A 22,817-nucleotide genomic window follows, 5' to 3' on the forward strand; every position below is an offset into this window, starting at 1 on the left:
TCTGTCCCGGACAAAAATGAACCCGTCCCCTTAACAAAAGTGTCGGGATGATGACACGAAAGCTTCAGAAAGGTTGCCTTGTCATCAAGATCCTTACGAAGCTGTTGCACGTATTCAACCGATGCCGTCTGCGCTCCATACGCCACACAAACTAGCGGACAATTCAATGCATAAGGTTCGCAAACCGTTCACACGCGTGACCAAAAGCCCAAAGCAGCTGGGCACGCGATCGAACACCGAGCTGAATGCCACGAAAGATTCCCGAGCAACGAGACCTTCGTCAGCACTCTCCCCGGATAGCCGGACCAAAGAGAGAGGAAAGGAACTGACGATGAAGACCGCAACCAACATAGAGAAGACAACAGGAAAGGTCGGCCGAACTATCTTGGCCGTGCTCCTTATCTCGCTGACCTGCGTAAGCCCTATGACTTACAACGCGTTCGCAGAAGAGAATGAGGATCCGGCCACCACACAGGTTGACGAGACCACCTCGAGCACTCCTATCGCGCAAGCGAGCACCCCTGAAGACACTTCGGCAAGCGATGCAGCAGCAACTGCCGCAGCAGCAGAAGCTGAAGCCAACACTGAAGCAACGGCTGAAGATGCTGAAGCAGACGAGGATGCCACGGCCGAAGCTGAAGCTGAAGCCGAAGCACCTGCTGATGAGGCAACCACTAACATCATGGCTGCAGCCGCCGAAGACACCACTGATGCCGCCGCCACCGAGAGCGGTAACGTGATCAACGTTTCCACCCCGATGGAATTCATGGATGCCTTCAAGTACGACATCAACAGCCAGTCCAACCAGACCTTCGTCATCAACCTTGACGCAGACATCTCGCTGGCAAAGCCACAGGCGGATTCCCATACGCTTGACACCCACGGCAAGCGCTTCTTCATCGGCACTGATCGCTTGTGCGTGAAGAACGGCAACACTGTTACCATCTTAGGCCATGGCCATTCGCTCACCTATGACGATACTTCCACCACGAACCTTACGCTGGGCACGCGCAACGCGAACCTGATCTTAGGCGCACAGGATGGCAGCGACACGCTGAACATCACGTTCGTGGGCAGCGATCATGATATCCAATCTCTGGTCGACGTAGCTGGCGGCACCTTGACCATCCATGATGGCGTGACGCTTTCCAATAACGTGAACGCGACCGGCTATCCCGGCGGCGCTATCTCGGCAACTGGCGGCGCTATCGTGAACATGGATGGCGGCCTGATCCAGAACAACACGAACCGCTACATCACCTGGGGTGGCGGCGTGAGCGTCGATGGCGCTGAATTCCACATGACCGGCGGCAAGATCACTGGTAACTCCGAACATGGTTATGGCGACTACCTAGGCTATGGCGGCGGCGTTTCGCTGGGCGCTCATGGCGGCCAGAGCTTGTTCACCATGAGCGGCGATGCAGTGATCGAAGGTAACAGCGCCCCCAATGGTGGCGGTGTTTATGTTGGCCCGAACTCCACCTTCGAGATGAGCGGCCACGCTGCGATCTTGAATAACACTGCTGAAACGTACGGCGGCGGCGTATATGTGGCCCAGGGCGGCACCTTCACCATGGGTGAAGATAACGTGATCGCGGGCAACAGCGCAGGCCACGGCGGTGGCGTGATCAACTTCGGCACCGCAACCGTGACCAACGTCTACGACAACGATGCCACAACAGCAGGCGCTGACATCTACAACAACGGCACCATCACCATGGAAGACGTGAAGGCCGATTGGTCGCTGTCTCGCGAGCAAGCAACATCCGACCCCAACGGAACGGGTAGTGCTAGCGGCACCCCGACCGATAATCAGCCTGACCTGCCCTCCATCAGTTTCATGAGCCTGGCAGCGATCCCCGCTTCCACACAGGCAGTGGCGCTGAATCCGTCGAACAAGACCATTGATGCTTGGTACTACGATGGCCATCGCGAAACAGGCACCACCGATGAAGACGGCAATGCCGTGGTCGAGCACAATCGTTGGAACGCGAACGCCGACACCGATGAAGTGCCTCAGTACTTGATGAACTACGCGGTCACTGGTCAGCCGACCACCGAGGTGATGGGTCTTAAGGCAGCTCATGGGGCCGCGAACGCCACCGTTCCTGACGATGATGGCATTACGGTGACCTGGGAGAATGAAGACGGCACCGTGCTGTTCACCATGGACGATGTCGACCCCGCCGATGTTCCTGCCGCTGAAGAATACAACGAACTTTCTGGCAACGCGGATCCCACCGAGCCTGACGAGAACGGTTACAGCTACGACTTCGAAGGCTGGACCAAGACCACTGATGGCGACAACGTGATCTACATCGCAGACTACAAGGCCGTGCCGGATACGGAAGATCCTAACACCCCCGCGGTGCCGACCGATCCGACCAACCCCACTGATCCTACCGATCCTACCGATCCGATCGATCCTGACCAGCCCTCCTACCCCGCTGATCAGCCCGCTACTCACAACGATGGTGACGATGGTGATGAGGTAGCAGGTCCTGCAACCCCGACCAAGGCTGCAGACGATAGCAGCGACACCACCAGCGAAGATGCTGACGGTACGCACGCTCCCAGCATGGGCGATGATCCTGCCGGCCTGCTGCTGGTGATGGGTGGTGCGCTCGGCGCTGCTGGTCTGGCCCTTCGCCAGGCTCGCCGCGCACGTGAGCTCTAAGCCAAGGAACACGATCTAGGAACACGGCTGAAGAACCAAGCCAAGGATGGATGAAAGAATGAACATGCACATGGATCAGATCAAGACCATCGATTCCAAAGAGGGGATCACCGAGATGGAATTCAACTTCCCTTCATGGGATGGCGAGAGCAACATTCGCGCGCTGCTGTGGGTTCCCGAGCGCGAACCGCGCGGCATCGTACAGCTGATCCATGGCATGTCCGAACATATCGAACGCTACGACCCCTTCGCTCGCTATCTTGCCGAGCGGGGGTTCGTGGTGTGTGGCCATGATCACATCGGCCATGGCAAGAGCGCGGGCAGCCGAAGCAATCTGGGGCATATGCCCGTGAACACGGGTGCTGATGTGTTGGTGGAAGACGTTGATTCGTTGCGTTCTATCATGACCAGCGCCTTTTCGGACCACCTGCCCTACTTCATCTTCGGTCATTCCATGGGAAGCTTCACCTTGCGCGTGTACCTTACGCGTCATGGCGAAGGCTTAGCGGGTGCCATCCTTTGCGGTACAGGGCAGAAGCCTCGTCTTGTTTCGCTGGCGGGCAATGCGGTGGCGAAGCTTGCGGCGAAGCTGCGCGGCGAACGCGCAAAGAGCGACTTCCTCCATTCGATGGCGGATGGCGCCTTCTCGAAACAGGTCGAAGACCCGCGTACGGAATTCGACTGGATATCAGCCGATCCTGGCAACGTGGACGCCTATATCAACGACGATCTGACAGGCTTTTCCTTCACACTGGGCGGCTATGCATCGCTCACGCGTCTCACGCTTCTGGCGGCCGACCTGGAATTGGCCAAGAAGATCCCGAATTCGCTGCCGCTGCTGTTCATCGCGGGAGCGAACGACCCCGTGGGCGAGAACGGCAAAGGCGTACAGGCAGCCGCTGACCTTATGCGCAAGGCTGGCGCCGAAAACGTTGAGGTGGTCCTCTATGACGGCATGCGCCACGAGATCCTGAACGAAGCTGATGCTGCCAAGGTATTCTCTGATGTAGCTACCTGGCTCAACGGCATTACACGCGATCTAACCTGATCCACGGACGGACCAAGGCTTTGCTTTGCTGTCCGCAAAAAAATAACCATCACGAAAGAAAGAACGAACAAGGAGGAATCTCATGAAAGACAAGGCACTACTCGAGAAGATCATCGCAAAACAGAACAAGATCTTCACCATGATGGACGGTGACACGGTAGATGTTCCGTCAAAGCTCTATCACGCAGAGGAAGCGGCAAAGCAGTGGGCCGCGATCATCGAGAAAGAAGAAGGCCGCGACAAGGAAGCGCGCCCGAAGCCTGTGAAGGAGCTGGCGAAAGAGCTGCACGAGCACATCGATATCTTCGACCGCAGCACGCGCGAAGATGTGCGTGAATATTGCGACCTGGTGGGTCGCCTCCCCTACGATGCCGACGAAACGCTTGGCGTGTAGCATCCACTAATACGAACGACTACAGAAAATGGACGCCTCTGAACTTGATTCCGAAGCGTCCATTTTTTCGTGCCTGCGGCATACGACATGCAGCACCGATGCAGGATGCCAAGTTCGTGCCGAAAGCAAGATCGACCCGCAAGCAGCAGCGGCTCGGCGGGGAACGGCGTCGGCTCGATGAGAGCAGAATCAGATGCTATCGGTCGCATAGTAGTCGATACCACGTTGCTCTTTCATGAGCGCAAGCCATTCATCGGGCTGCAGCGCGGGAACTGCAGACCGCTCGAATCCATCCAGGTCGCGCGTGATCAAATAATCCGCTTTCGCCTTTTCAGCGCACGTGGCTATCAAGCAGCCCTCAAGATCGGGCCATTCTAGACGGAGCGCCCTGAGCATATCCTCTTCGCCCACTGATACGAACGACACCACTTCATTCAACTTCTCGAACGATCGCTGCAAAGGCGCAGAACCAACGAAGCGCTCCAACACGTAAAAGGCATCCTTGAGAGACAGCGTAGAGGTCCATAGCTTAACGTCACCAAAGAACCCTGCCGCCATCACTCGCTCAGCCGACTCGAAGAATGGCTCCCGGCGACCGAGATAGTCGATGATCACGTTCGTATCAAGCAAGAGATTCATAGTCGCGGATCTTTCCGTTCCTTATATAGTCTTTGTAGTCGTGCGGGATGTCCGCTGATCGCCAGTCGACCGCAAACGATGTCTGAGCAAGAAAATCAGTGAACCCCTGCTTTTGGCCGCGGTCGCTCTCACCCTCTTCCGTTGACGGAAGCTTCCCGAATTTCAGCAGATAGTCATAGGCGCTATTGATCAGCTCCGATGGGGTCGATCCGATAGCTTCGAGCACATTGTTAGCTGCTTCCTTCTTCGCCAAAGGAACGCGCGCATTCACTACTGAGCTTTTCATATTTCCCCCTGTCTTACGTCTTACATTATAGCATGATCGATCAGCTCGATCGCGATGAACACAACACGAACAAAGCGCTCTCGGGCGCGCATCAACTCGCTGGCCTGTCCCCAATCTATCCTGGACACTTTGGGGACGGGTCCGATTTTGTCCCGGACACTTTGGGGGCAGGCTCAGATGTTCGAATAGGAAGTTGAACCTGTCCCTATTTTGTCCCAGACAAAAATGAACCCATCCCCAAGGGGCAAGAGGGAACATTTGTTCGTATTGTGCTATAGTGGGAGGATGGACACTTGGGAGCGAACATATTGCTGCATCGACTTGAAGAGCTTCTACGCAAGCGTGGAATGCGCGGATGCGGGTTGGGACCCATTCGAGAAGCTCTTGGTGGTAGCCGATGAGTCGCGCGGCGAAAAGACCATTTGCCTGGCGGTCTCCCCCGCCCTGAAGGCACTTGGCGTGCCTGGTCGATGCCGCGTGTTCGAACTACCCAAGGGGCTGAAGATCCACAAGGCACGCCCGCGCATGCGTCGCTACATGGAAGTCTCTGGCCAGATTCTGGCGGTCTATCTGCGCTACGTAAGCGCCGCGGATCTGCATGTGTATTCGATCGACGAATGTTTCATCGACCTTACCCCCTATCTTTCGCTCTACAAGATGGATGCCAAGGCGTTCGTGAACATGCTGCGCGATGAAGTGATGGAAGCCACCGGCGTTACCGCCACCGCCGGCATCGGGCCGAACCTCTTCTTGGCGAAAGTGGCGCTCGATGTTACCGCCAAGCATGCCCAAGACGGAATCGGGGTGCTCGACCGCGAAGCATTTCGCCAGATCATCTGGCCGCATCGCCCTATCACCGACATTTGGCAGATCGGCCCTGGCATTGCCGCGCGCCTCCAGAAATATGGCATCCGAGACCTCGGCGGCGTGGCGCATGCGGACATCGATCTGCTCTATAAGGAATTCGGAGTGAACGCGGAATACCTGATCGATCATGCGTGGGGGCTCGAACCCTGCACCATCGCGCAAATCAAAGCTTACGAACCCGAGAGCACTTCGTTCGGTAATGGACAGGTGCTTCCTTTCGACTATTCATTCGAAGAAGGTCGCATGATCTTGCGTGAGATGGTGGATGAAGCCGTGCTCGACCTGGTGGATAAGCGCGTGGTCACTGATCGCGTGCATCTGCACGTGGGTTATCGAAAGGACACGGGTGCACCAGGTACACGAAGCAGCATCAGCGTGAGCCATCAGCTTTCTGGGTTCACCAATTCCTTCGAGAAGCTCCTCGCAGAATTCGACCAGCTCTATTGCGAACGCGTTGATCAAGCCAGGCCCGTGCGGCGGCTGAATATCTCGTTCGGGCACCTCGAGCCAGAAGAATTTGCCACGTACGACCTGTTCACGGACGTAGAAGCGCAGGAAGAAGAGCGCGCGCGGCAAGATGCGCTGATCGAGATAAAGAAGAAGTTCGGGAAGAGCGCGGTGATGCGCGGAACCTCCTACAAAGAGAAGGCACGCGGACTAGAGCGCGCCGAACAGGTCGGGGGTCATCATGAATGATGCGTGGGCACCAGAGCTGGGAATAGACGCGGAAGCCGAACGCGTGCTGGGGGCACAGCGCGCTGGATCAGCGCATCCTGAACGCTACATGCTCGGGAAAGATCACCCCGACCGCGCAAAGCAGTTCAAGCCCTTCGCCGCCTTGCGCGGCTACGAAGAAGTAGTGGCTCGCGTGATGGCTGAAGCCGAGGAGCCGCACGACTTCACCCCACCCGAAGACAGCTGCTAGCCTGCAGATGAATGAAAGACGTGGCTGTTCTAGCTCAAAAGGGTGGTGAAACCTCCTCTTTTCTTGGAATTGCTCGAAACCTGTCCCCAAACTGTCCGGGACAAAAATGAACCCGTCCCCAAAGTGTCCGGGACAATTTGGGACCCGTCCCCATTAAAGGTGTCCCCGTTACAGGTAGGTGCCGGTGATGCTGGCAGGGGTGGCCGCAATAGCGTCAGCGGTACCGACCGCAACGATGGTGCCGCCAGCTTCGCCGCCGCCAGGCCCCAGGTCGATCACGTAGTCGGAATTCGAGATCACGTCGGTATCGTGCTCGATCACCACCACCGTGGCACCCTTGTCGATGAGCTGTTGCAACACACGCAGGAGCTGTGCAACATCATCGGGATGCAGGCCGATGGTAGGCTCGTCGAAGACGAAGAGCGAACCCGCCTGCTTCTTATGCATCTCGCCCGCCAACTTCAGGCGCTGCGCCTCACCACCAGAGAGCGCTGGCGTTGCTTCACCCAGCGTCAAGTAGCCAAGCCCCAGGTCAGACAACGTAGCCAAACGCGTCTGTATGCGCGAAAGCCCCTTGAGTGCATGCTCCCCTTCAGCCAATTCCGCGCACAGCTCGAGCATCTGATCGATAGTGAGCGCCAAAAGCTCCGGCAACGCAATGCCCGAACCTGCGCCATCCGTATAGGGTCCGTCGTAAGGCATGCGCACGCGATAAGCCTTTTCTCCATAGCGCGAACCCTGGCAATCAGGGCATGCGATATCAACATCGGGAAGGAACTGCACATCGAGCGATATCTGCCCCGTGCCATCACAGGTAGGACAACGCAAGCTGCCCGTGTTGTAAGAGAAATCGCCCGCCTTCAGGCCCTGATCCTTAGCTGCAGGAAGCGCGGCGAACAATTTGCGCAGGTCGTCCAACACGCCTGAATACGTGCCCACGGTCGAGCGCACATTCGCGCCGATGGGCGTAGCATCAATAAGATGCGCGCGCTCGATCGAACCAGGGTCCACTGCCTTCACATGATCAGGCAGCTTCTCGCCCTCGAACTGAGCACGCAGCGCTGGGATAAGGCTCTCCAGCACCAGCGTGGTCTTGCCCGATCCCGAAACGCCCGTGATGGCCACCAAACGCCCGAGTGGCATATCCACCGAAAGCGGCTTCACCGTGTGGATCGCATCGGTCTGCAACGTCAAATGCCCCTGGTCGAACAGCTCTTCTTCAGCAGCAGTCGTACGGACGCGCACATGCTGGCGCCCTGCAAGATATGGCCCGATGCGCGACTCATCCTGCGCTTCCACGCTGGCCACGCTTCCTTGCGCCACCACCTGGCCACCATTCGAACCAGACCCAGGCCCGATCTCGATGAGCCAGTCAACTTCCTTGAGCACCTGAATGTCATGGTCGACCACCACGACCGAATTCCCATCAGCGAGCAGGTCGCTCATCACGCCAAGGAGACCTTCGACATTGGAAGGATGAAGGCCGATGGACGGCTCGTCCAGCACGTAGAGCACACCAGTCGTGCGACTACGCACCGCGCGCGCAAGCTGCACGCGTTGACGTTCGCCATTGGAGAGCGTCGAAGAAGCGCGGTCGAGGCTCAGATACCCCAACCCCAGCTGCTGCAAACGCTCGATCGGTTCAGCCATCTCGCCGATGATAGCGTTAGCCATCGGGCGCATTTCCTCAGGCAACGTGCCAGGAATGGTCTCGATCCAAACTGCCAGTTCGTCAAGGGTGAGCATGGTGGCCTCAGCCAGATTCTTCCCATCGAGCAACACCGATCGCGCCCGCTTGGATAAACGCGAGCCATGGCAATCAGGGCACTCCCCTTCCTTCAGGAAGCGCGCCACACGCGCCAAGCCCTTGTCATCCTTCACCTTTTCCAGCGCGTTCTTCACGGAATTCACGGCACTGTAGTAAGTGAAGTCGAGCTCAGCCGCATGCGACTTATTCTTGGGCGTATAGAGGATATGCTTCTTCTCCATGGGTCCATGCAGAACGATATCCTTTTCCTTTGGCGTAAGATCCTTGTACGGAACATCGGTGCGCACGCCCATTTCAGCCGCCACCTGGGTCATCAGCGACCACATCAGGCTGCGCCACGGAGCAACTGCGCCTTCGTCGATGGTAAGGTTCTCATCCACGATCAATGTTGATTCGTCCACTTCACGCACAACGCCCGTGCCGCCGCACGTCGTGCACGCGCCCGCACTGTTGAAGGCTAGGTCTTCCGCGCCCTGACCGTAGAACTGCACACCACATTCAGGGCAGGTCAACGGAAGTTCAGCGGCCACATTCAAGCTTGGCGGAACGTGATGACCATTCGGGCATTCATGGCTACCCAAACGCGAGAACATCAGGCGCAGATAGTTCAGCAGCTCGGTAGAAGTGCCGAAGGTGGAATGCACACCAGGAACACCTGGACGCTGACGCAACGCGATGGCCGCAGGCACATGCAGCACCTCATCAACGCTCGCGCGCGCGGTCTGTCCGATGCGACGACGCGTGTAGGTGGAAAGCGCCTCCAGATAGCGGCGGCTGCCTTCAGCATACAGAACGCCCAGCGCAAGGGAGCTCTTTCCCGAACCAGAAACACCCGCGATGCCCACCAAGCAATGCAGCGGCACATCCACATTCACATCCTTCAGATTGTGAACGCGCGCACCGCGCACCTCGATGGCTTCAGGTTCTTGGTAGTTGATATCGTCCACCATCAGCGCATCCATTTCTGCAGCATCGACACCAGCATCTCGATCTCGAGCGGCTTGGACATGTGGTCATTCATCCCCGCACTCAGCGCACGATGGATGTCTTCCGCGAACGCATCGGCCGTGAGCGCAACGATGGGGATCTGGCCCATATCGGGGCGCTGGTCCGCATGTCCACGGATAGTGCTGGCCGCTTCGTAGCCATTCATCACGGGCATCTGGATATCCATCAGCACGATGTCATAGTAGTCAGGCTCGTGCGCGAGCAGCATGTCGACCGCCAGCTGACCATTCTCTGCATGTTCGACCGAAGCACCCGTCATGCCGATCAGCTCCTTGGCTATCTCGGACGCCATCAGGTTATCCTCGGTCAGCAGCACGCGCTTGTCGGAATAGGTCAGGTTCTCCAGCATCTCCTTTTCGTCGATGATGGTCTTCTTCTCGCCCGTGATCAGCTCTTTCATCACCTGGATAAGGCGCGAACGGAACAACGGCTTCGAGATGAACGCATCCACGCCCACCTGGCGCGCCTCTTGTTCGATCATCGACCAATCGTATGCCGAAAGGATGATGATCGGAACATCGCCGTGGGTCACTTCGCGGATCTGCTTCGCCGCTTCCAGGCCGCTCATCTCGGGCATGCGCCAGTCAAGGATGACCACGCGATATGGGTCGCCCGCCTGAAGCGCGGCAGCCACCTCTTCGATGCCAGCCTGACCCGAGCGCGCATAGTTCGGTCGCATGCCGATATCGCCCAGCAGCATGCAGGCGCCTTCGCACGCAACAGCATCGTCATCCACCACCAACGCACGCACATCGCGCAGGTCGCTGATGTCTTCGTCCACGCCATCGCGAAGCTTCAGATGCACGATCACCGTGAAAGTGGTGCCCTCGCCCTCGATCGAATCGACGTCGATGGTGCCGCTCATCAGTGTGACCACGCTCTTCACGATAGCCATGCCAAGACCAGTGCCCTCGATCTTGCTCGTGCGCGAGTCGTTGACGCGCGTGAAGGGATCGAACACGGTCTTCATGAATTCTTTGCTCATGCCCACGCCGGTGTCGGTGAACACAAATTCGTAGCAGCCGCTGTCCTCTATCTTGCTGGGAAGTTCAGTGATGCGCAGCCCGATCTTGCCGCCTTCAGGCGTGAACTTGATGGCGTTGCCCATGATATTCACGAAGACCTGCTGCAAGCGCGTGGGATCGCCGATAACATGCTCATGCTTGATGTCCACCAGTTCGACCTTCAGCTCCTGGTGCTTCGCGTTGATCTGCGGACTAAGGATGGTGATAAGGCTTTCGATGGATTCAGGCAGATCGAATTCCTCTTCGGTCAGCCCGATGGTGCCCGATTCGATCTTGGCCATATCCAGCACTTCGTTGATCAGGCCCAGCAAATGGCGACTGGCCGAAGTGATGTTCGCCAGACATTCACGCACGCGTTCAGGTTCGTTCACGTGCATGCCTGCGATGGCAGTAAGGCCCATGATGGAGTTCATGGGTGTACGGATATCGTGGCTCATGGAGTTGAGGAAGTCGCTCTTCGCCTGCGACGCATGCTCGGCGGCGCGGAACGCCTCTTCGAGCGCCTGACGAGAGGCCAGCTCGGCAGCCTTCGCGTCGGTCACATCCTGGATGGCGACCAAGATGCTGGTAGGATCTTCTGACTGGTCGCGCTCCAAGCACAGAAGCGACGCCTGGTACCAACGCTGATCGTTGCGATCGGATGTGCACCATTCTTCCTGAACGAAAGGAACATCAGGACGCAAGATCGACTTGAGCGTTGCTTGGCTTTCGGAGACCGAAGGGCGCCCGTCAGTTATGGTAGTGGAACGGTCCACCACCTGGTCGAAATATCGCTGCAGGTCGGCGGTGGTTCCGCGCGGTGGCAACATGCTGCGCTGGCGGTCGTTGTTCTTCAGGAATTCATACGTGCCGCGCGTCAGATCGACCGTGAAGAGACTGTTGAAGAGGTTCGTTGATGTGTCGATGATGCGCGTGGCTTCCTGGCGTTCGAGCAGTAGCTCTTCGCTTTCCTTGCGCGATTGGATCATCAGCAGCAAGATGACGATGACCGCAGCCACCAAGGCACCTGCAACCAGCAAATATCCTGCAAGATTCGCACGGGAGACCATCTCGTTGGTGATCGATGCAGGGAACGAGCGAACTATCACCCAGTCGAAATCGGGCAGCTTCATGATGAAGGAATTGCCCGTACCATCGGTGGTGCGATACGTGAAGCTTGCCGTGTCGCCAGAGGCGATGTCGGCGTTGAGCGTTTGCAGGTCGATGTTCTCGAGGCGCGCGGAGAAGACCTGGTCGATGTAGTCTTCGTTGTTCTGCGTTGCGGCATGAGCAACAACTCGCCCGTCAGGCTTCACCAAGAAAGTGGGGGTGGGCGTGCCGTAGAATTCGGTATTCATCAATTCAGTGAGCGATTCTTGGTAGAAGATCGAAGCCATCACGCCCACGATCTGGCCATTCGAACGGACTGGCGCATAGAACACCACCACGTTCTCGGTGCTGAAAACGGGATTGTCCACATAGGCGATGTCGCCTTCGCCGCGAATGCCGCGTTCGTAGTATTCGCGACCGAGAACGCTGGCCGTGCGCCCATCGCGATTGTAGGCCATACCGTCAGCATCGATGAAGAAGGTCTGATCGAACTGGGAACTGTCCAGTACGGTGACCGCATCGCGCGGATCGACCATGCCGCCATCGAGCGCTCGCTCGTAAACTTGCGCAGCGGTCTCAACGCTTTCTAACGAAGTCTGGAAAACATCGTTCACGCGACGCACGGTCTGACTGCTCGACGATTCGAGATACTGACTATTCTGGTCGACGATACGCTGAGTATTCGCGTTCACGAACAATACAAGAGCCACCACCACGATCACCACCGCAGCAACGATGGCCACGATGCGGTTGCGCAGACGGTTCTTCAACTGGGTCTTTTGCATGTGAAATCCCCGATCCAAAAGCTATTTCGTAGGCGATCCTATGAGCATTTTTCGGTCCCGCCATTATACCGCAGCCGCCCGACCCGCCGCGAATTAACCCAGGCTTAACATTCGCGCAATCTTGGGGACACAGAGGCACAATACAGTAAGGCCATACGACTACGCGCACGAGAAAGGAATCGCGTGACAACACTGCCCTTCTGGAAGCTCCATGGTCTCGGCAACGACTTCATCTTCTTCGATGCAATGCCGGCCCAAGATGGAGCAAGGCCTCAAGACGGGGCCAACTCCACGGTCGACCTGACCCCAACCGAAGTTGCTGCCCTGTGCGACCGCCATACGGGCATCGGCGCCGATGGGATCATCGTGGTGAAGCTTTCGCCGCGCGATGAATGCGCCGCTTACATGCACTACATCAACGCCGATGGCACGCTCGCTCAAATGTGCGGCAATGGCGTGCGCTGCTTCGCGAAGTTCCTGGTAGACCACGGATATGTGGCAGCCGATGCGGGTAAGTTCGTTGCCGATACACTGGCAGGGCCGAAGCCCATCTCGTTCACGCTTGGCGCAGACGGGTTGCTGGCCACGGCCACCGTGAACATGGGTGCACCGATCCTGGAGCCTTCGCTCGTTCCTACGAAGCTGGCACCGAACGCTAAAACTCCCGAGGGGAGCCCGTTCGTTGCACGCCAGAAGATAGCTTCGCCTTGGGGTCCCTTCGCGTTCACCTGCGTGAGCATGGGAAACCCTCATGCGGTGTGCTTCCTTGACCCAGCAGCATTCGCGGCACTCCCCCAGGATTGCTTCACCAGCACCGAGCGTTCGCTTGACACCTTCGACGTAGCTCGGGTAGGCGCCTTCTTCGAAGCTCACGAAGCATTCCCTGAAAAGACCAATGTCGAATTCGCCGTAGTTGAAAGCCCTGATGCTGACGGCACGGGCAATATTTCGATGCGCGTGTTCGAACGTGGCTGCGGCGAAACGCACGCCTGCGGCACGGGAGCCTGCGCCACCCAGGTTGCTGCGAATCTGCTGGAGCTCACAGACGCGAGCGCGCAGGTTCACCTGCTTGGCGGCACGCTCCACATCGAACTAGCCGCGACTGACGAAGATAGCTCCAGTGAAACCACAAACTCAGGCCCACGAACCGTGATCATGACCGGTCCCGCCCGCGAATCCTTCACAGGCTCCCTCCCATTGGGGACGGGTTCAATTCTGTCCCCCAACTAGTAACCTCAACCACGAAGGAACATATCATGCAAACTGCTGAATGCCTCAACCACCTTGCTCCATACCTGTTCGTCCAGATAGATGCCAAGAAGGCAGCGTTGGTCGATCAGGGCATCGATGTCATCTCGCTGGCCGTTGGCGATCCCGACATGCCCACGCCCGACCACGTCGTCGATGCCATGGCAGAAGCGATCCGCAAGCCCGCGAACCACCAATACCCTGACTATGCTGGCTCGCTCGAATATCGCGAAGCCTGCGCCGAATACATGAAGCGCCGCTTCAACGTCACGCTCGATCCGCGCACCGAAGTGCTCGCGCTGATCGGTAGCAAAGAGGGCATCGCGCATCTCCATACCGCGTTCGTGGATCCAGGCGACTACGTGCTAGCGCCTGCGATCGGCTACCCCGTCTATTCCGGTGGCGCCACGCTTCAGAGCGCGAACACCTATTTCATGCCCATGAACAAGGAGAACGGATTCCTCGCAGACTTCGACGATATTCCTGAAGATCTACTGGCTAAGGCAAAGATCATGTTCCTGGGGTACCCGAACAACCCCACGGGAGCCTGCGCTACCGACGAATACTTCGACAAGGCTATTGCGTTTTGCCTGGAGCATGATCTGCTGCTCGCGCACGACAACGCCTATTGCGACATCTGCTACGACGGCTATGTGGCCCCTTCGATCCTGGAGCGTCCGCACGCGATGGAGTGCTGCATCGAGTTCTATTCCTTGAGCAAGTCGTACAACATGACGGGCTGGCGCATCGGTTTTGCCTGCGGGAATGCCGAAGCGGTGCAGGCGCTGGGTACCGTGAAGAACAACCTGGACTCTGGGCAGTTCACCGCCATCCAAGAGGCGGCCATCGCCGCGCTCACAGGGCCGCAAGATTGCGTTGCAGAAATGTGCGCGATCTATCAAAGACGACGAGACCTGGTGGTAGATGCGCTGCGCGCGATCGGGGTAACGTGTGAGTCGCCGAAGGCCACCATCTATGTGTGGGCGAAGGTGCCAGATGGCGAAACGTCCGAATCGTTCGCGACCAAGCTGCTCGAAGAAGCTCATGTTGTGGTGACCCCTGGCAATGGCTATGGCCCTGAAGGCGAAGGCTATGTGCGCATCTCGCTGACCACCCCTGATGACCGCCTGCTCGAGGCAGTCGAGCGCATCAAGTCCCTCGTCTAAACAGGGGGGACAGGTCCCGGACACTTTCGGGACGGGTCCAAAACTGTCCGGGACAGATCGGGGACAGGCCAGCTTTTGTTCCGTGGCTAGATCAAGTCGGATTCAGCAACAGAGAACACGTCTCCAGCACCGTAGAGCTTTCCGAAGATGTACTTATTGCTGGCGGATTCTTCTGAAATGTACACGCGACCATCGTGATACTCGATGCCCTCGGTCATCGGCGGTGCGGAAAGACGAGAGATCAGGTACGTATCGCTCAGGAACGCAAGTGGTACCGACTTCCCCTCAACCATGAAGGTGTATGTGTCTTCGGATGCGTTTGAGGCTGCATCCGAGCCTGCATTCGCGCTCGTAAGCGAATCTGTGGCTGCGTCCGCATCCGCGCTCGCAGCGGCGTTTTCGCTCACGCCCGCATCCGCGCCTGCGACCATATTCGCATCAGCGGATCCATCGCTCAAACGATACGTTTGCAAGTATGAGGACGCGAACCCGTACGAGACCGACAGCACCAGATCGCCATTAGGCAGCTGACACATTCCCTGGACCTTATCGGGCAGCGAATAAACCTGCGCAGGTTCGCTCGAAAATCCATATCTCCCCTGTTCATCGGCGGAATATGCGAACATGATGCCAGCATGCTCCGCCCCTTCCGGCGTGATCAGGTGGTGATGCTCAGGTGCTTCGTAATTCGGCAGCAAATGAAACGTACCCGCGAACAGCGTTCCGTTCTCAATGTTCATGAATGCGGGACTCAGACCGATCTCTATGCGATCGATAGCTTGCACGACATCACCTGCGCTCGCATTCGCTAGATCCGCAACGTGAAACACCAGGTAACCGCCTTCGCACGCGAGGAAGGCGTAATCGCTCGAAGTGGTTATGGCCGAACCATGATCCACGTAAGCCGAACCATCGGGCAGCGCAGCGAAGAACTCGACCGACTGCCCATCGGCGGCACGGCGATAGAGCGGCGACTGGCCGTCGCCCGTGGAGTAACCGCTGAAGAACCAGCAATCGCCTTCATCGTAATAATCGAGGTCCTGGCATATGAAGCCAGCATGGATGCCAGGGATCTCGAATTCTTCCTGAGCCGTGGAATAGAACGCACTATAGGTCACGCGCGTATAGATGTTGAAGCCGATGACCACCAACACCACAAGCGCCACCAGCGCGCCAGCCACGATACCAACGATGCGCGGCGCTCGACGCTTCTTATGCATTTCCTTCTTAGGGCTCATAGGGTTCTCCTTGTTCTCTTCGCTCCTATCTTACCCCACTCGAATCTTGGATGCTTTGAGTGATGCTTGAGGGAGATATTTGAAGAGCGCTCTAGGACGCCTTAAGGATGCTTTGGGAATAAAGTACATTTTAGGGACGGAGGCGAAGGTGTCCTGACATTTTGGGGGACGGAAGAGAAGGTGTCTCGATGTTTTAAGGACGGTGACGGAGGCGAAGGTATCCCGAGGGCCTGGCCTGTCCCCCAAATGTCACGGACACTTGGGGGACACTTGGGGACGGGTTCAATTTTGTCCCGGACACTTCGGGACCCGTCCCCTTTCTGTCCCGGACAGTTTGGGGCCTGTCTCCTTTTTGTCCGGGACAGGCCTGTTGAGGCTGGGCGTGCTATGCTGGATTCAGCAAATTCGCCGTCAACTTGAAGAAGGTTCACCATGAGCGCTTTCAACCAGATCAACGATGCCGTGAGCAAGACCGTGAACGCCGGGATCGACACCCTGGCAAGCTCAGTGGCGCAGGCGCAGATTCAGCACGCCCCATTCGTGCGCGGCTTCACTGACCTGTGCGCGAATGGTTGGCAGCAAGGCTGGCACGAACGAAATGGCGGGAACCTTTCCTATCGCCTTACCCCTGAAGAAGCGGACACGGTGCGCGCAAGCCTCAGCGATCCGTCTGCACCCTGGGTCGTGCTCGACTTCAGCGAGCCAACGCTTGCGGGCGAATTCTTCCTGGTCACTGGCGCAGGTTGCTATATTCAGAATATCCCGAACGACCCGCTCTCGAATATTGGCATCGTTGAGGTGAACGAGAACGGCAGCGCTTATCGCGTGGTTTGGGGGCTCGCAGGACGCCAACCCACTTCAGAGCTTCCCACGCACTTGATGGTCCACGCGATCCGCTCGTCTGCGACCAAAGGCGCATGTCGCGTGATCTACCACGCGCATCCGCGCAACGTCATCGCCATGACCGCGGTCGAGCCGCTCGATGCACGCACCTTCACGCGCGCTCTATGGAAAGCCATGACCGAATGCATCATCGCATTCCCTGAAGGTGTGGGCGTAGTGCCTTGGATGGTGCCAGGCGGACGCACGATCGCGCAGGCCAGCGCCGAGCAGATGAAACATTTCGCAGCGGTAGTCTGGGCGCAGCACGGGTTGTTCGCGTCTGGTCCAACCTTTGATGAGACCTTCGGGCTCATGCAAACCATCGAAAAAGCGGCCGATATCTACGGTCGAGCGCGCATGATGAATGGTGGTTCGAACGATTTCTTGAATACGATATCCGATGAAGGACTCGCGCAGATCGCCGATGAGCTGGGGCTCGATGCCAATCGAGACTTCCTCGACCTATAGCATTTCATAGCGCGGCAGACAGCTGGCTGGCTAACAAAAAAAGACCTCTTCGCCCTATGCGAGCAAAGAGGTCTTCCTGTTGAGGCCTGTCCCCAAACTGTCCGGGACAGATCGCGGACGGGTCCCAAAGTGTCCGGGACAAAATGGGACCTGTCCCCCCCCATTGATCGGGATTTATTCAGCGGGTGCTTCAGGCCACATCGCATTCTTGAACAGCGCGCGACCAACGCCAACTAGGTCGCCTGCACCAGCAGCCAGCAGCGCGTCGGCATCTGCCATCTCGCGAACACCGCCGGTCACTACAACGGGCAGGTTAACTGCTTGCTTGATGGCGGTGGTCATATCAGCGAAATAACCCGCTTCTTTGTGGCCAGGACGTTTGTAATAGCACATACCGCCCGACACATCCAACACATCAATATCGGTCTCGCGCGCGATGATCTTCGCCGCCTCGACCGCATCCTCGATGGTATTGCCGCCTTCAAGGTAATCGCAACCACCAAAGCGCATGAATACTGGCACATCGGGACCCACGGCCGTGCGCACTGCACGCGCCACTTCGCAATGGATGCGAACGCGATTCTCAACGGATCCACCGTATTCATCGGTACGCTTGTTGGTCAAAGGGCTGAAGAATTCATTCAGCAAATAGGCATGAGCTGCATGGATCTCCACGCCATCGAAACCCGCCTGAACTGCACGAACGGCCGCATCAGCGAACTGCTGCACCGTCTGGGCGATATCCGCCTTGCTCATAGCCTGCGTAGGCTCTGGATCGCCCAGACCCGCCGCTGCTTCGCCCAGCACCATGCTGCTCGGAGCCCACGGCACCATGCGCGTATACTTGCGCTTTGCTGCGCCGCCCGCATGAGCAAGCTGGATCAGAGCAACCTTGCCACCTTCTTTGATGGTCTCAGCAATGCGCGAAAGCCCTTCGACCACATCGCCCGAAGCCAGCGAGATCTGCCCCTTGGATGCTTTACCACGCGGAGCAACATAGCTATGCTCAACGATCATGATGTCGCTGACCGGATTCGCAGCACGCGCAGCGTAGAAGTCGACCAGGTCGTCGCTGACCGTGCCATCAAGATTCGCCTTGTAACAAGCAGTGGGCGCCTGAACGATCTTTCCACTCAGGATACGTTGCATGATCTGGTCACGAATTTCGCTCATTGTGCAGGCCTTTCTGTTTTTGAGTAATAGTTTCTTGGAGTAGCCGTTTTGATCGGCGATTAATGCTCGATCGACAGTATTCAGTATAACGCACTCTATCGCAGCAGCCTCGGCTGCGCAGTTGGCTTAAAGCCTCCAGAGTCTGAAAACTCCTGCTCAGAAAAAACTGGGGGCAGCCCCCAGTTTGCCTACTCTTCGTTATGAAGGTTATCTATGCAGCGCTTGGTGTCCTCTTCGGCAACCTTTTCGATCACTTCTTCGACATGGCTCTTGATACCGAACAACGTGCGCTGGGAAGCTATCTTGATCGGGCCTTCATGTCCCGATGCCTCCATAGCCAAAAGCTGCTGCATATGCTCCCAACGTTCTTCGGCCTTGGTCTTCATGGATTTTCCTTTCGAAAGAGCGGCGCACTTCGACGGTCAACAGTCAACATGGCTGGCCTGTCCCTTTTTCGTCCAGGACAGATCAGGGACAGGTCCCAAACTGTCCGGGACACTTTGGGACCTGTCTCCGTAATGTCCGATTATTCGAGGTTAGATGATTCGCTCGTGGTGGAATCGTTAGCGCTTGCTTCGGTGGTACCTGAGGCGTCTGCACCAACAGCGCCAGCAGCACTAACACCTGCACCCGCAACGCCAGCTGCACCAGCCGCAGCGGCAGCATGACGACGACGAACCGAAATCATGATCGCTACACCAACTGCAACGAGCAGCACTCCAACGATGACCGCAATGATCAGCGGACCAACGATGCTGCCCTGAGCGGCCACGGTCTTAGGCTTAGCAACATATGGCGCATTGGAAACGGTGTTGGTCGAAGCGTCAGCCGCAGTGTCTTCAGCAACTGCCTCGGCATCAGCCGCTTCGCCATTGCCAGCTGCATTGGTAGCCTTCGAGCTGCTGCCCTTAGAGCCAGAACCAGAAGCTGCGCCGTTCGAACTACCAGGGTTCCAAGGCTCAACAACAGGATCGCTGCTCGAATTGCCAGGATTGGTCGGGTTCGAGGAATCGCTTGGATTCGATGGGTTAGCAGGATCGGTGTTCTGCGCCAGGAAGCTGTTGTAAATGCGCTGCGCCTCATCCCTGTCAGCAGTAGCGCTCACATGCTTAGCGCGAGCTGCATCATAGGCAGCCTGCTTCGCATCCAAGTCTGCCTTAGCGGCATTCACGCGATTTGCGGTGGGCTGGGCGATCACTTGAGCATCTTTCACATTCTGCGCATGATCATTCAGAACGAGGAATTCAGAATAATCGCCATCGCCGAGCGGATTAGCCATGATGCTCTCGATGGAAAGTTGCTTGGCAGCTGAGAGCTTCGTTTCAGCTGCAGTCTTCTTCGTGGTTGATTCGGTGATCTGCCTCTGAGCCGTGGTCATTGCAGTCTGCTGATCTGCGATGGTGTAGAGCGTGTTAGTGAAAGCTTCGCGCTTGCTGTCGAGCGTGTTCTTCATCTTCAGCATCTCGCGGTAGTCACTGTTTTCCTGGGTGGTCCTCAACAGATTGTCGTAAGCACGCTTCGCATCATCTGAGGCTTTCTTAGTAGGAGTGAGCTGCGTAGTGCGAATGGTGGTCTGCTTCTGGACCAGCTCCTGACACTTGCTGTTCCACTCTGCAACCTTCGGAGCCAGATCGGAAACTTCAGCACGCGCGGCTTCAAGATCAAGCTTCGCGCGGTCGAGCTCGCGCTGAGCAGCAGCAAGTGCAGCTTCTTGAGCAGAAGTGTCAACCGCGGAGTAATTATCAAGCGCCGTCTGAGCATTGTCGCGCTCGGTCTGAAGCGTAGTGATCTTCGAGTCAAGCGCGGTGAGCTCATTCTGAATAGAAGTGACTGCCTGCTTCTTAGCAGCAAGGGTTGCGTTCGCATTCGCAATGGCAACATTGAGCGGATGATTCGGATCGGTCAGGTCTCCCACGCTATTCTTTGCATCTTCATGAGCCTGCTTAGCCGAAGCAAGCGTTGCGTCTGCGGATGCCAGCGCGTCCTCAAGATGCTTGATGCTCTCAGCAGCAGTAAACTGCAACGAAGCTGCAACTAGAGCGTCATTCTTCTTCGTACGATCGGCAGACGCGTTATTGAAATCCTCTTGAGCTTTATTCACCTTCTGCTGAGCAGCAGCAATCTCTTCATCAGTCGCAGCTGCTGCGATGTTGCCAGCCGCAGTCTTCTTCGTCTGGACCCAAAGTTCGAAACGAGTCTTCCATTCAGCAACACTGTAGGTCTGACCTTCGGTTGTGTCAGTGAACTTTGCGGCATAGGCATAATCGCGATCAGCAAGATGATTCGCCGCAACACCAACATATATATTAGTAGGGGCAACGATGTTCACATACGCACGAACCTGCAGGTAGAAATCTTCGCATGCATTGAAGAGCTCTTCTGGCGTCATGGTCGACCAGCCTTCGGGCAGCGATTCTTCTGCATAGGAGGAATTCATATACATATTGGTTGCAAGCGCATTGTCCCACGTGGTCTTCTGATTGTCATACCAATCGTTGACCAGGCCATACGATGCCCAGCTGGAATTGTCCCCAGAATATGCGAAGAGCTCGCATGGCGAGCTCTGATTAAAGTCAATATGGTCAAAAGAAGCCCAGTTCAGGCTAATGATCGTATACGCCATCAGCGCGTCTGACACCCGTAAATCGGGTAATCCTTTCGACGTTCGTATTGAATTCAAATTTTCGATCATGTCGAGCGATCTTTGGACGAATTCGAAATCGGTGGCATCTCCCGGTGATCCTGAGTGGGTCAGTGATGCCTCCCACATCGAGTCGAACAAGGCGCTAGCAGCGATGCTATCCTGTTCGTCAAAGAATTCTTTGACTGATAGCACCACTTCCTGATTGCCGCCACCACCTGCGGTTATCGCAGCTAGCTCCTTCTGTGCGGCTTCCAATTTGTCACGAGTGGACGTTACCAGAGCGTCCGCCTCGTTGAAGGCATTTTCGGCGGCGATCTTGTCCGCCAAAGCTTGCTGATAAGACTTTTCCACACCCGCGCTCTGGGCGCCAGAGTCGTATGCAGCCTTTGCAGCATCGTATTTCAGCTGAGCTTCATCTACTGCAGCCTGGAGCGCGTCAATATCAACGCCACCCATATTCGCCTTTGCGGCTTCAAGAGCCGCCTCAGCGTCATCTACGGCCTTTTGAGCGGCCGTCTGCTCGCTTTGAGCAGTGGCAAGACGACCTTGTGCAGTAGTCTTTTCACTCTTTGCGGCATCTAACTTGCTCTGAGCTTCCGTGACAGCTGCCTGGAGAGTTGCTTTTTTTTCGTCATCAGCTGCAGTGCTCAACTTGCCTCGTGCAGCGTCTAACGCAGCCTGTGCGGCGTCAACCTTTGCTTGAGCAGCTGCAACCGCCGCTTCGCATTCGGTGACCTTTGATCTTGCTGCATTATAAGCAGCGATCACATCCTTGCGTTCGCTGTCTGCAGCCTTGTATTCGTTCGCTGCATCCTTATATTGAGTGGTTGCTTGCTCGTAGGCGTCTTCTGCTTCACGAAGGGCGCTGTAAGCCGCCTGGAGCTCCGCATTGCCGTTATTCGCAACCTCGGCAACCTTCGCGTCGTACGCAGCCTGAGCAGCATTGTATTCGGCTTCTGCCTGGTCGCGATTGGCTTCTGCCTGAGCCTTCTTCTGTGAAGCAGCATTGTAATCCTGCGTGTATTCATCCACCTTGGCAGCGGCATCTTCGTATTCAGATTGCGCCTTCGCCACCACTTCAGCGAGCTTTGCATTAGCCTGAGAAGTTGCCTGATCGAGCATGGAGGCGTTTGCTGCGTGTTCGTTGGTCGCTGATTCATGCGTTGCCTTAGCGGCGTCGAGCGCAGCCTTGGCTTTAGCTTCCTCGTCCGCCGCGGTGCTCTTGAGCGAATTGGCAGTATCGAGATTGGTCTTGGCTTCAGCGAGCGTAGTGGGAACAGGATCATTCACCGCCCGCTGCTGGACCGTGGCCCATGCTTGGTTCGCGGCCGCAGAGAACCCTACGCCCGGCAGGGCGATGGTGAGCGCGACCAACAAGCTGAAGCCCGTGCGCGCAATATGATGAAGATTCTTCACCACGCGGGTTCTCCTGTTTTAGACAACTAAAAAGGACCTCCAAACAGAGGTCCTTTTATTATAGTGGATTA

The 22,817-nt window shown here is 56.9% G+C and carries 16 protein-coding genes; 8 read left to right on the forward strand and 8 right to left on the reverse strand.

Annotation, left to right across the window (positions count from 1 at the left end):
* The first annotated feature begins 331 nt into the window (after positions 1-331).
* From NFR25_RS00625 to NFR25_RS00635, 3 genes are all read left to right on the forward strand, one after another.
* Positions 332-2,677: an autotransporter outer membrane beta-barrel domain-containing protein gene (locus NFR25_RS00625; RefSeq protein ID WP_251197317.1), complete on the forward strand. Its 2,346-nt coding sequence runs from the start codon at positions 332-334 to the stop codon at positions 2,675-2,677.
* Positions 2,678-2,741: 64 nt separating this feature from the next.
* Positions 2,742-3,725, forward strand: a complete 984-nt coding sequence (locus NFR25_RS00630) for an alpha/beta hydrolase (protein WP_251197318.1) — start codon at positions 2,742-2,744, stop codon at positions 3,723-3,725.
* 82 nt (positions 3,726-3,807) lie between these two features.
* Positions 3,808-4,119 (forward strand): hypothetical protein, encoded by a 312-nt coding sequence (locus tag NFR25_RS00635; protein ID WP_251197319.1) that lies wholly within the window; start codon positions 3,808-3,810, stop codon positions 4,117-4,119.
* A 189-nt stretch (positions 4,120-4,308) separates the two neighbouring features.
* Here NFR25_RS00635 and NFR25_RS00640 read toward each other — a convergent pair whose 3' ends face one another.
* Positions 4,309-4,758: a type II toxin-antitoxin system VapC family toxin gene (locus NFR25_RS00640; protein WP_251197320.1), complete on the reverse strand. Its 450-nt coding sequence runs from the start codon at positions 4,756-4,758 to the stop codon at positions 4,309-4,311.
* Positions 4,742-5,044, reverse strand: coding sequence for a hypothetical protein (locus tag NFR25_RS00645; RefSeq protein WP_251197321.1), 303 nt, complete (start codon positions 5,042-5,044; stop codon positions 4,742-4,744). Before NFR25_RS00645 ends, NFR25_RS00640 begins: the two co-directional genes overlap by 17 nt.
* Before the next feature lie 285 nt (positions 5,045-5,329).
* On the opposite strand from NFR25_RS00645, the gene NFR25_RS00650 reads away from it, so the two are divergent.
* Both NFR25_RS00650 and NFR25_RS00655 read left to right on the forward strand, forming a co-directional pair.
* Positions 5,330-6,607, forward strand: a complete 1,278-nt coding sequence (locus tag NFR25_RS00650; RefSeq protein ID WP_251197322.1) for a Y-family DNA polymerase — start codon at positions 5,330-5,332, stop codon at positions 6,605-6,607.
* Complete coding sequence (locus NFR25_RS00655) at positions 6,600-6,836, forward strand: hypothetical protein (RefSeq protein WP_251197323.1); 237 nt, start codon at positions 6,600-6,602, stop codon at positions 6,834-6,836. The genes NFR25_RS00650 and NFR25_RS00655 overlap by 8 nt, the downstream gene beginning before the upstream one ends.
* A gap of 168 nt (positions 6,837-7,004) precedes the next feature.
* Here NFR25_RS00655 and NFR25_RS00660 read toward each other — a convergent pair whose 3' ends face one another.
* Together NFR25_RS00660 and NFR25_RS00665 are read right to left on the reverse strand one after the other, a co-directional pair.
* On the reverse strand, positions 7,005-9,554 hold the full coding sequence (locus NFR25_RS00660; RefSeq protein ID WP_251197324.1) for an excinuclease ABC subunit UvrA: 2,550 nt from the start codon (positions 9,552-9,554) through the stop codon (positions 7,005-7,007).
* Positions 9,554-12,511, reverse strand: coding sequence for a hybrid sensor histidine kinase/response regulator (locus NFR25_RS00665; RefSeq protein ID WP_251197325.1), 2,958 nt, complete (start codon positions 12,509-12,511; stop codon positions 9,554-9,556). Before NFR25_RS00665 ends, NFR25_RS00660 begins: the two co-directional genes overlap by 1 nt.
* A gap of 183 nt (positions 12,512-12,694) precedes the next feature.
* Between NFR25_RS00665 and dapF the strand changes: the two genes are divergently transcribed.
* Positions 12,695-13,741, forward strand: coding sequence for a diaminopimelate epimerase (gene dapF / locus NFR25_RS00670; protein ID WP_251197326.1), 1,047 nt, complete (start codon positions 12,695-12,697; stop codon positions 13,739-13,741).
* A 26-nt stretch (positions 13,742-13,767) separates the two neighbouring features.
* Positions 13,768-14,925 (forward strand): LL-diaminopimelate aminotransferase, encoded by a 1,158-nt coding sequence (locus NFR25_RS00675; RefSeq protein WP_251197327.1) that lies wholly within the window; start codon positions 13,768-13,770, stop codon positions 14,923-14,925.
* Between the two features lie 86 nt (positions 14,926-15,011).
* Here the strand turns inward: NFR25_RS00675 and NFR25_RS00680 are convergent, their stop codons facing one another.
* Entirely contained in the window at positions 15,012-16,163 is a 1,152-nt protein-coding gene (locus tag NFR25_RS00680) for a hypothetical protein (protein WP_251197328.1), read from the reverse strand.
* Positions 16,164-16,595: 432 nt separating this feature from the next.
* On the opposite strand from NFR25_RS00680, the gene rhaD reads away from it, so the two are divergent.
* On the forward strand, positions 16,596-17,513 hold the full coding sequence (rhaD, locus tag NFR25_RS00685) for a rhamnulose-1-phosphate aldolase (protein WP_251197329.1): 918 nt from the start codon (positions 16,596-16,598) through the stop codon (positions 17,511-17,513).
* 174 nt (positions 17,514-17,687) lie between these two features.
* Here rhaD and NFR25_RS00690 read toward each other — a convergent pair whose 3' ends face one another.
* The 3 genes from NFR25_RS00690 to NFR25_RS00700 all read right to left on the reverse strand — a co-directional run bounded on the left by NFR25_RS00690 (position 17,688) and on the right by NFR25_RS00700 (position 22,749).
* Complete coding sequence (locus NFR25_RS00690; protein ID WP_251197330.1) at positions 17,688-18,686, reverse strand: NADH:flavin oxidoreductase; 999 nt, start codon at positions 18,684-18,686, stop codon at positions 17,688-17,690.
* 188 nt (positions 18,687-18,874) lie between these two features.
* Positions 18,875-19,072: a hypothetical protein gene (locus NFR25_RS00695; protein ID WP_251197331.1), complete on the reverse strand. Its 198-nt coding sequence runs from the start codon at positions 19,070-19,072 to the stop codon at positions 18,875-18,877.
* A gap of 140 nt (positions 19,073-19,212) precedes the next feature.
* Positions 19,213-22,749, reverse strand: coding sequence for a coiled-coil domain-containing protein (locus NFR25_RS00700; RefSeq protein ID WP_251197332.1), 3,537 nt, complete (start codon positions 22,747-22,749; stop codon positions 19,213-19,215).
* Between the last annotated feature and the right edge of the window lie 68 nt (positions 22,750-22,817).

It is taken from the genome of Anaerotardibacter muris (genome assembly GCF_943192915.1).
GTDB lineage: Bacteria > Actinomycetota > Coriobacteriia > Coriobacteriales > Eggerthellaceae > Anaerotardibacter > Anaerotardibacter muris.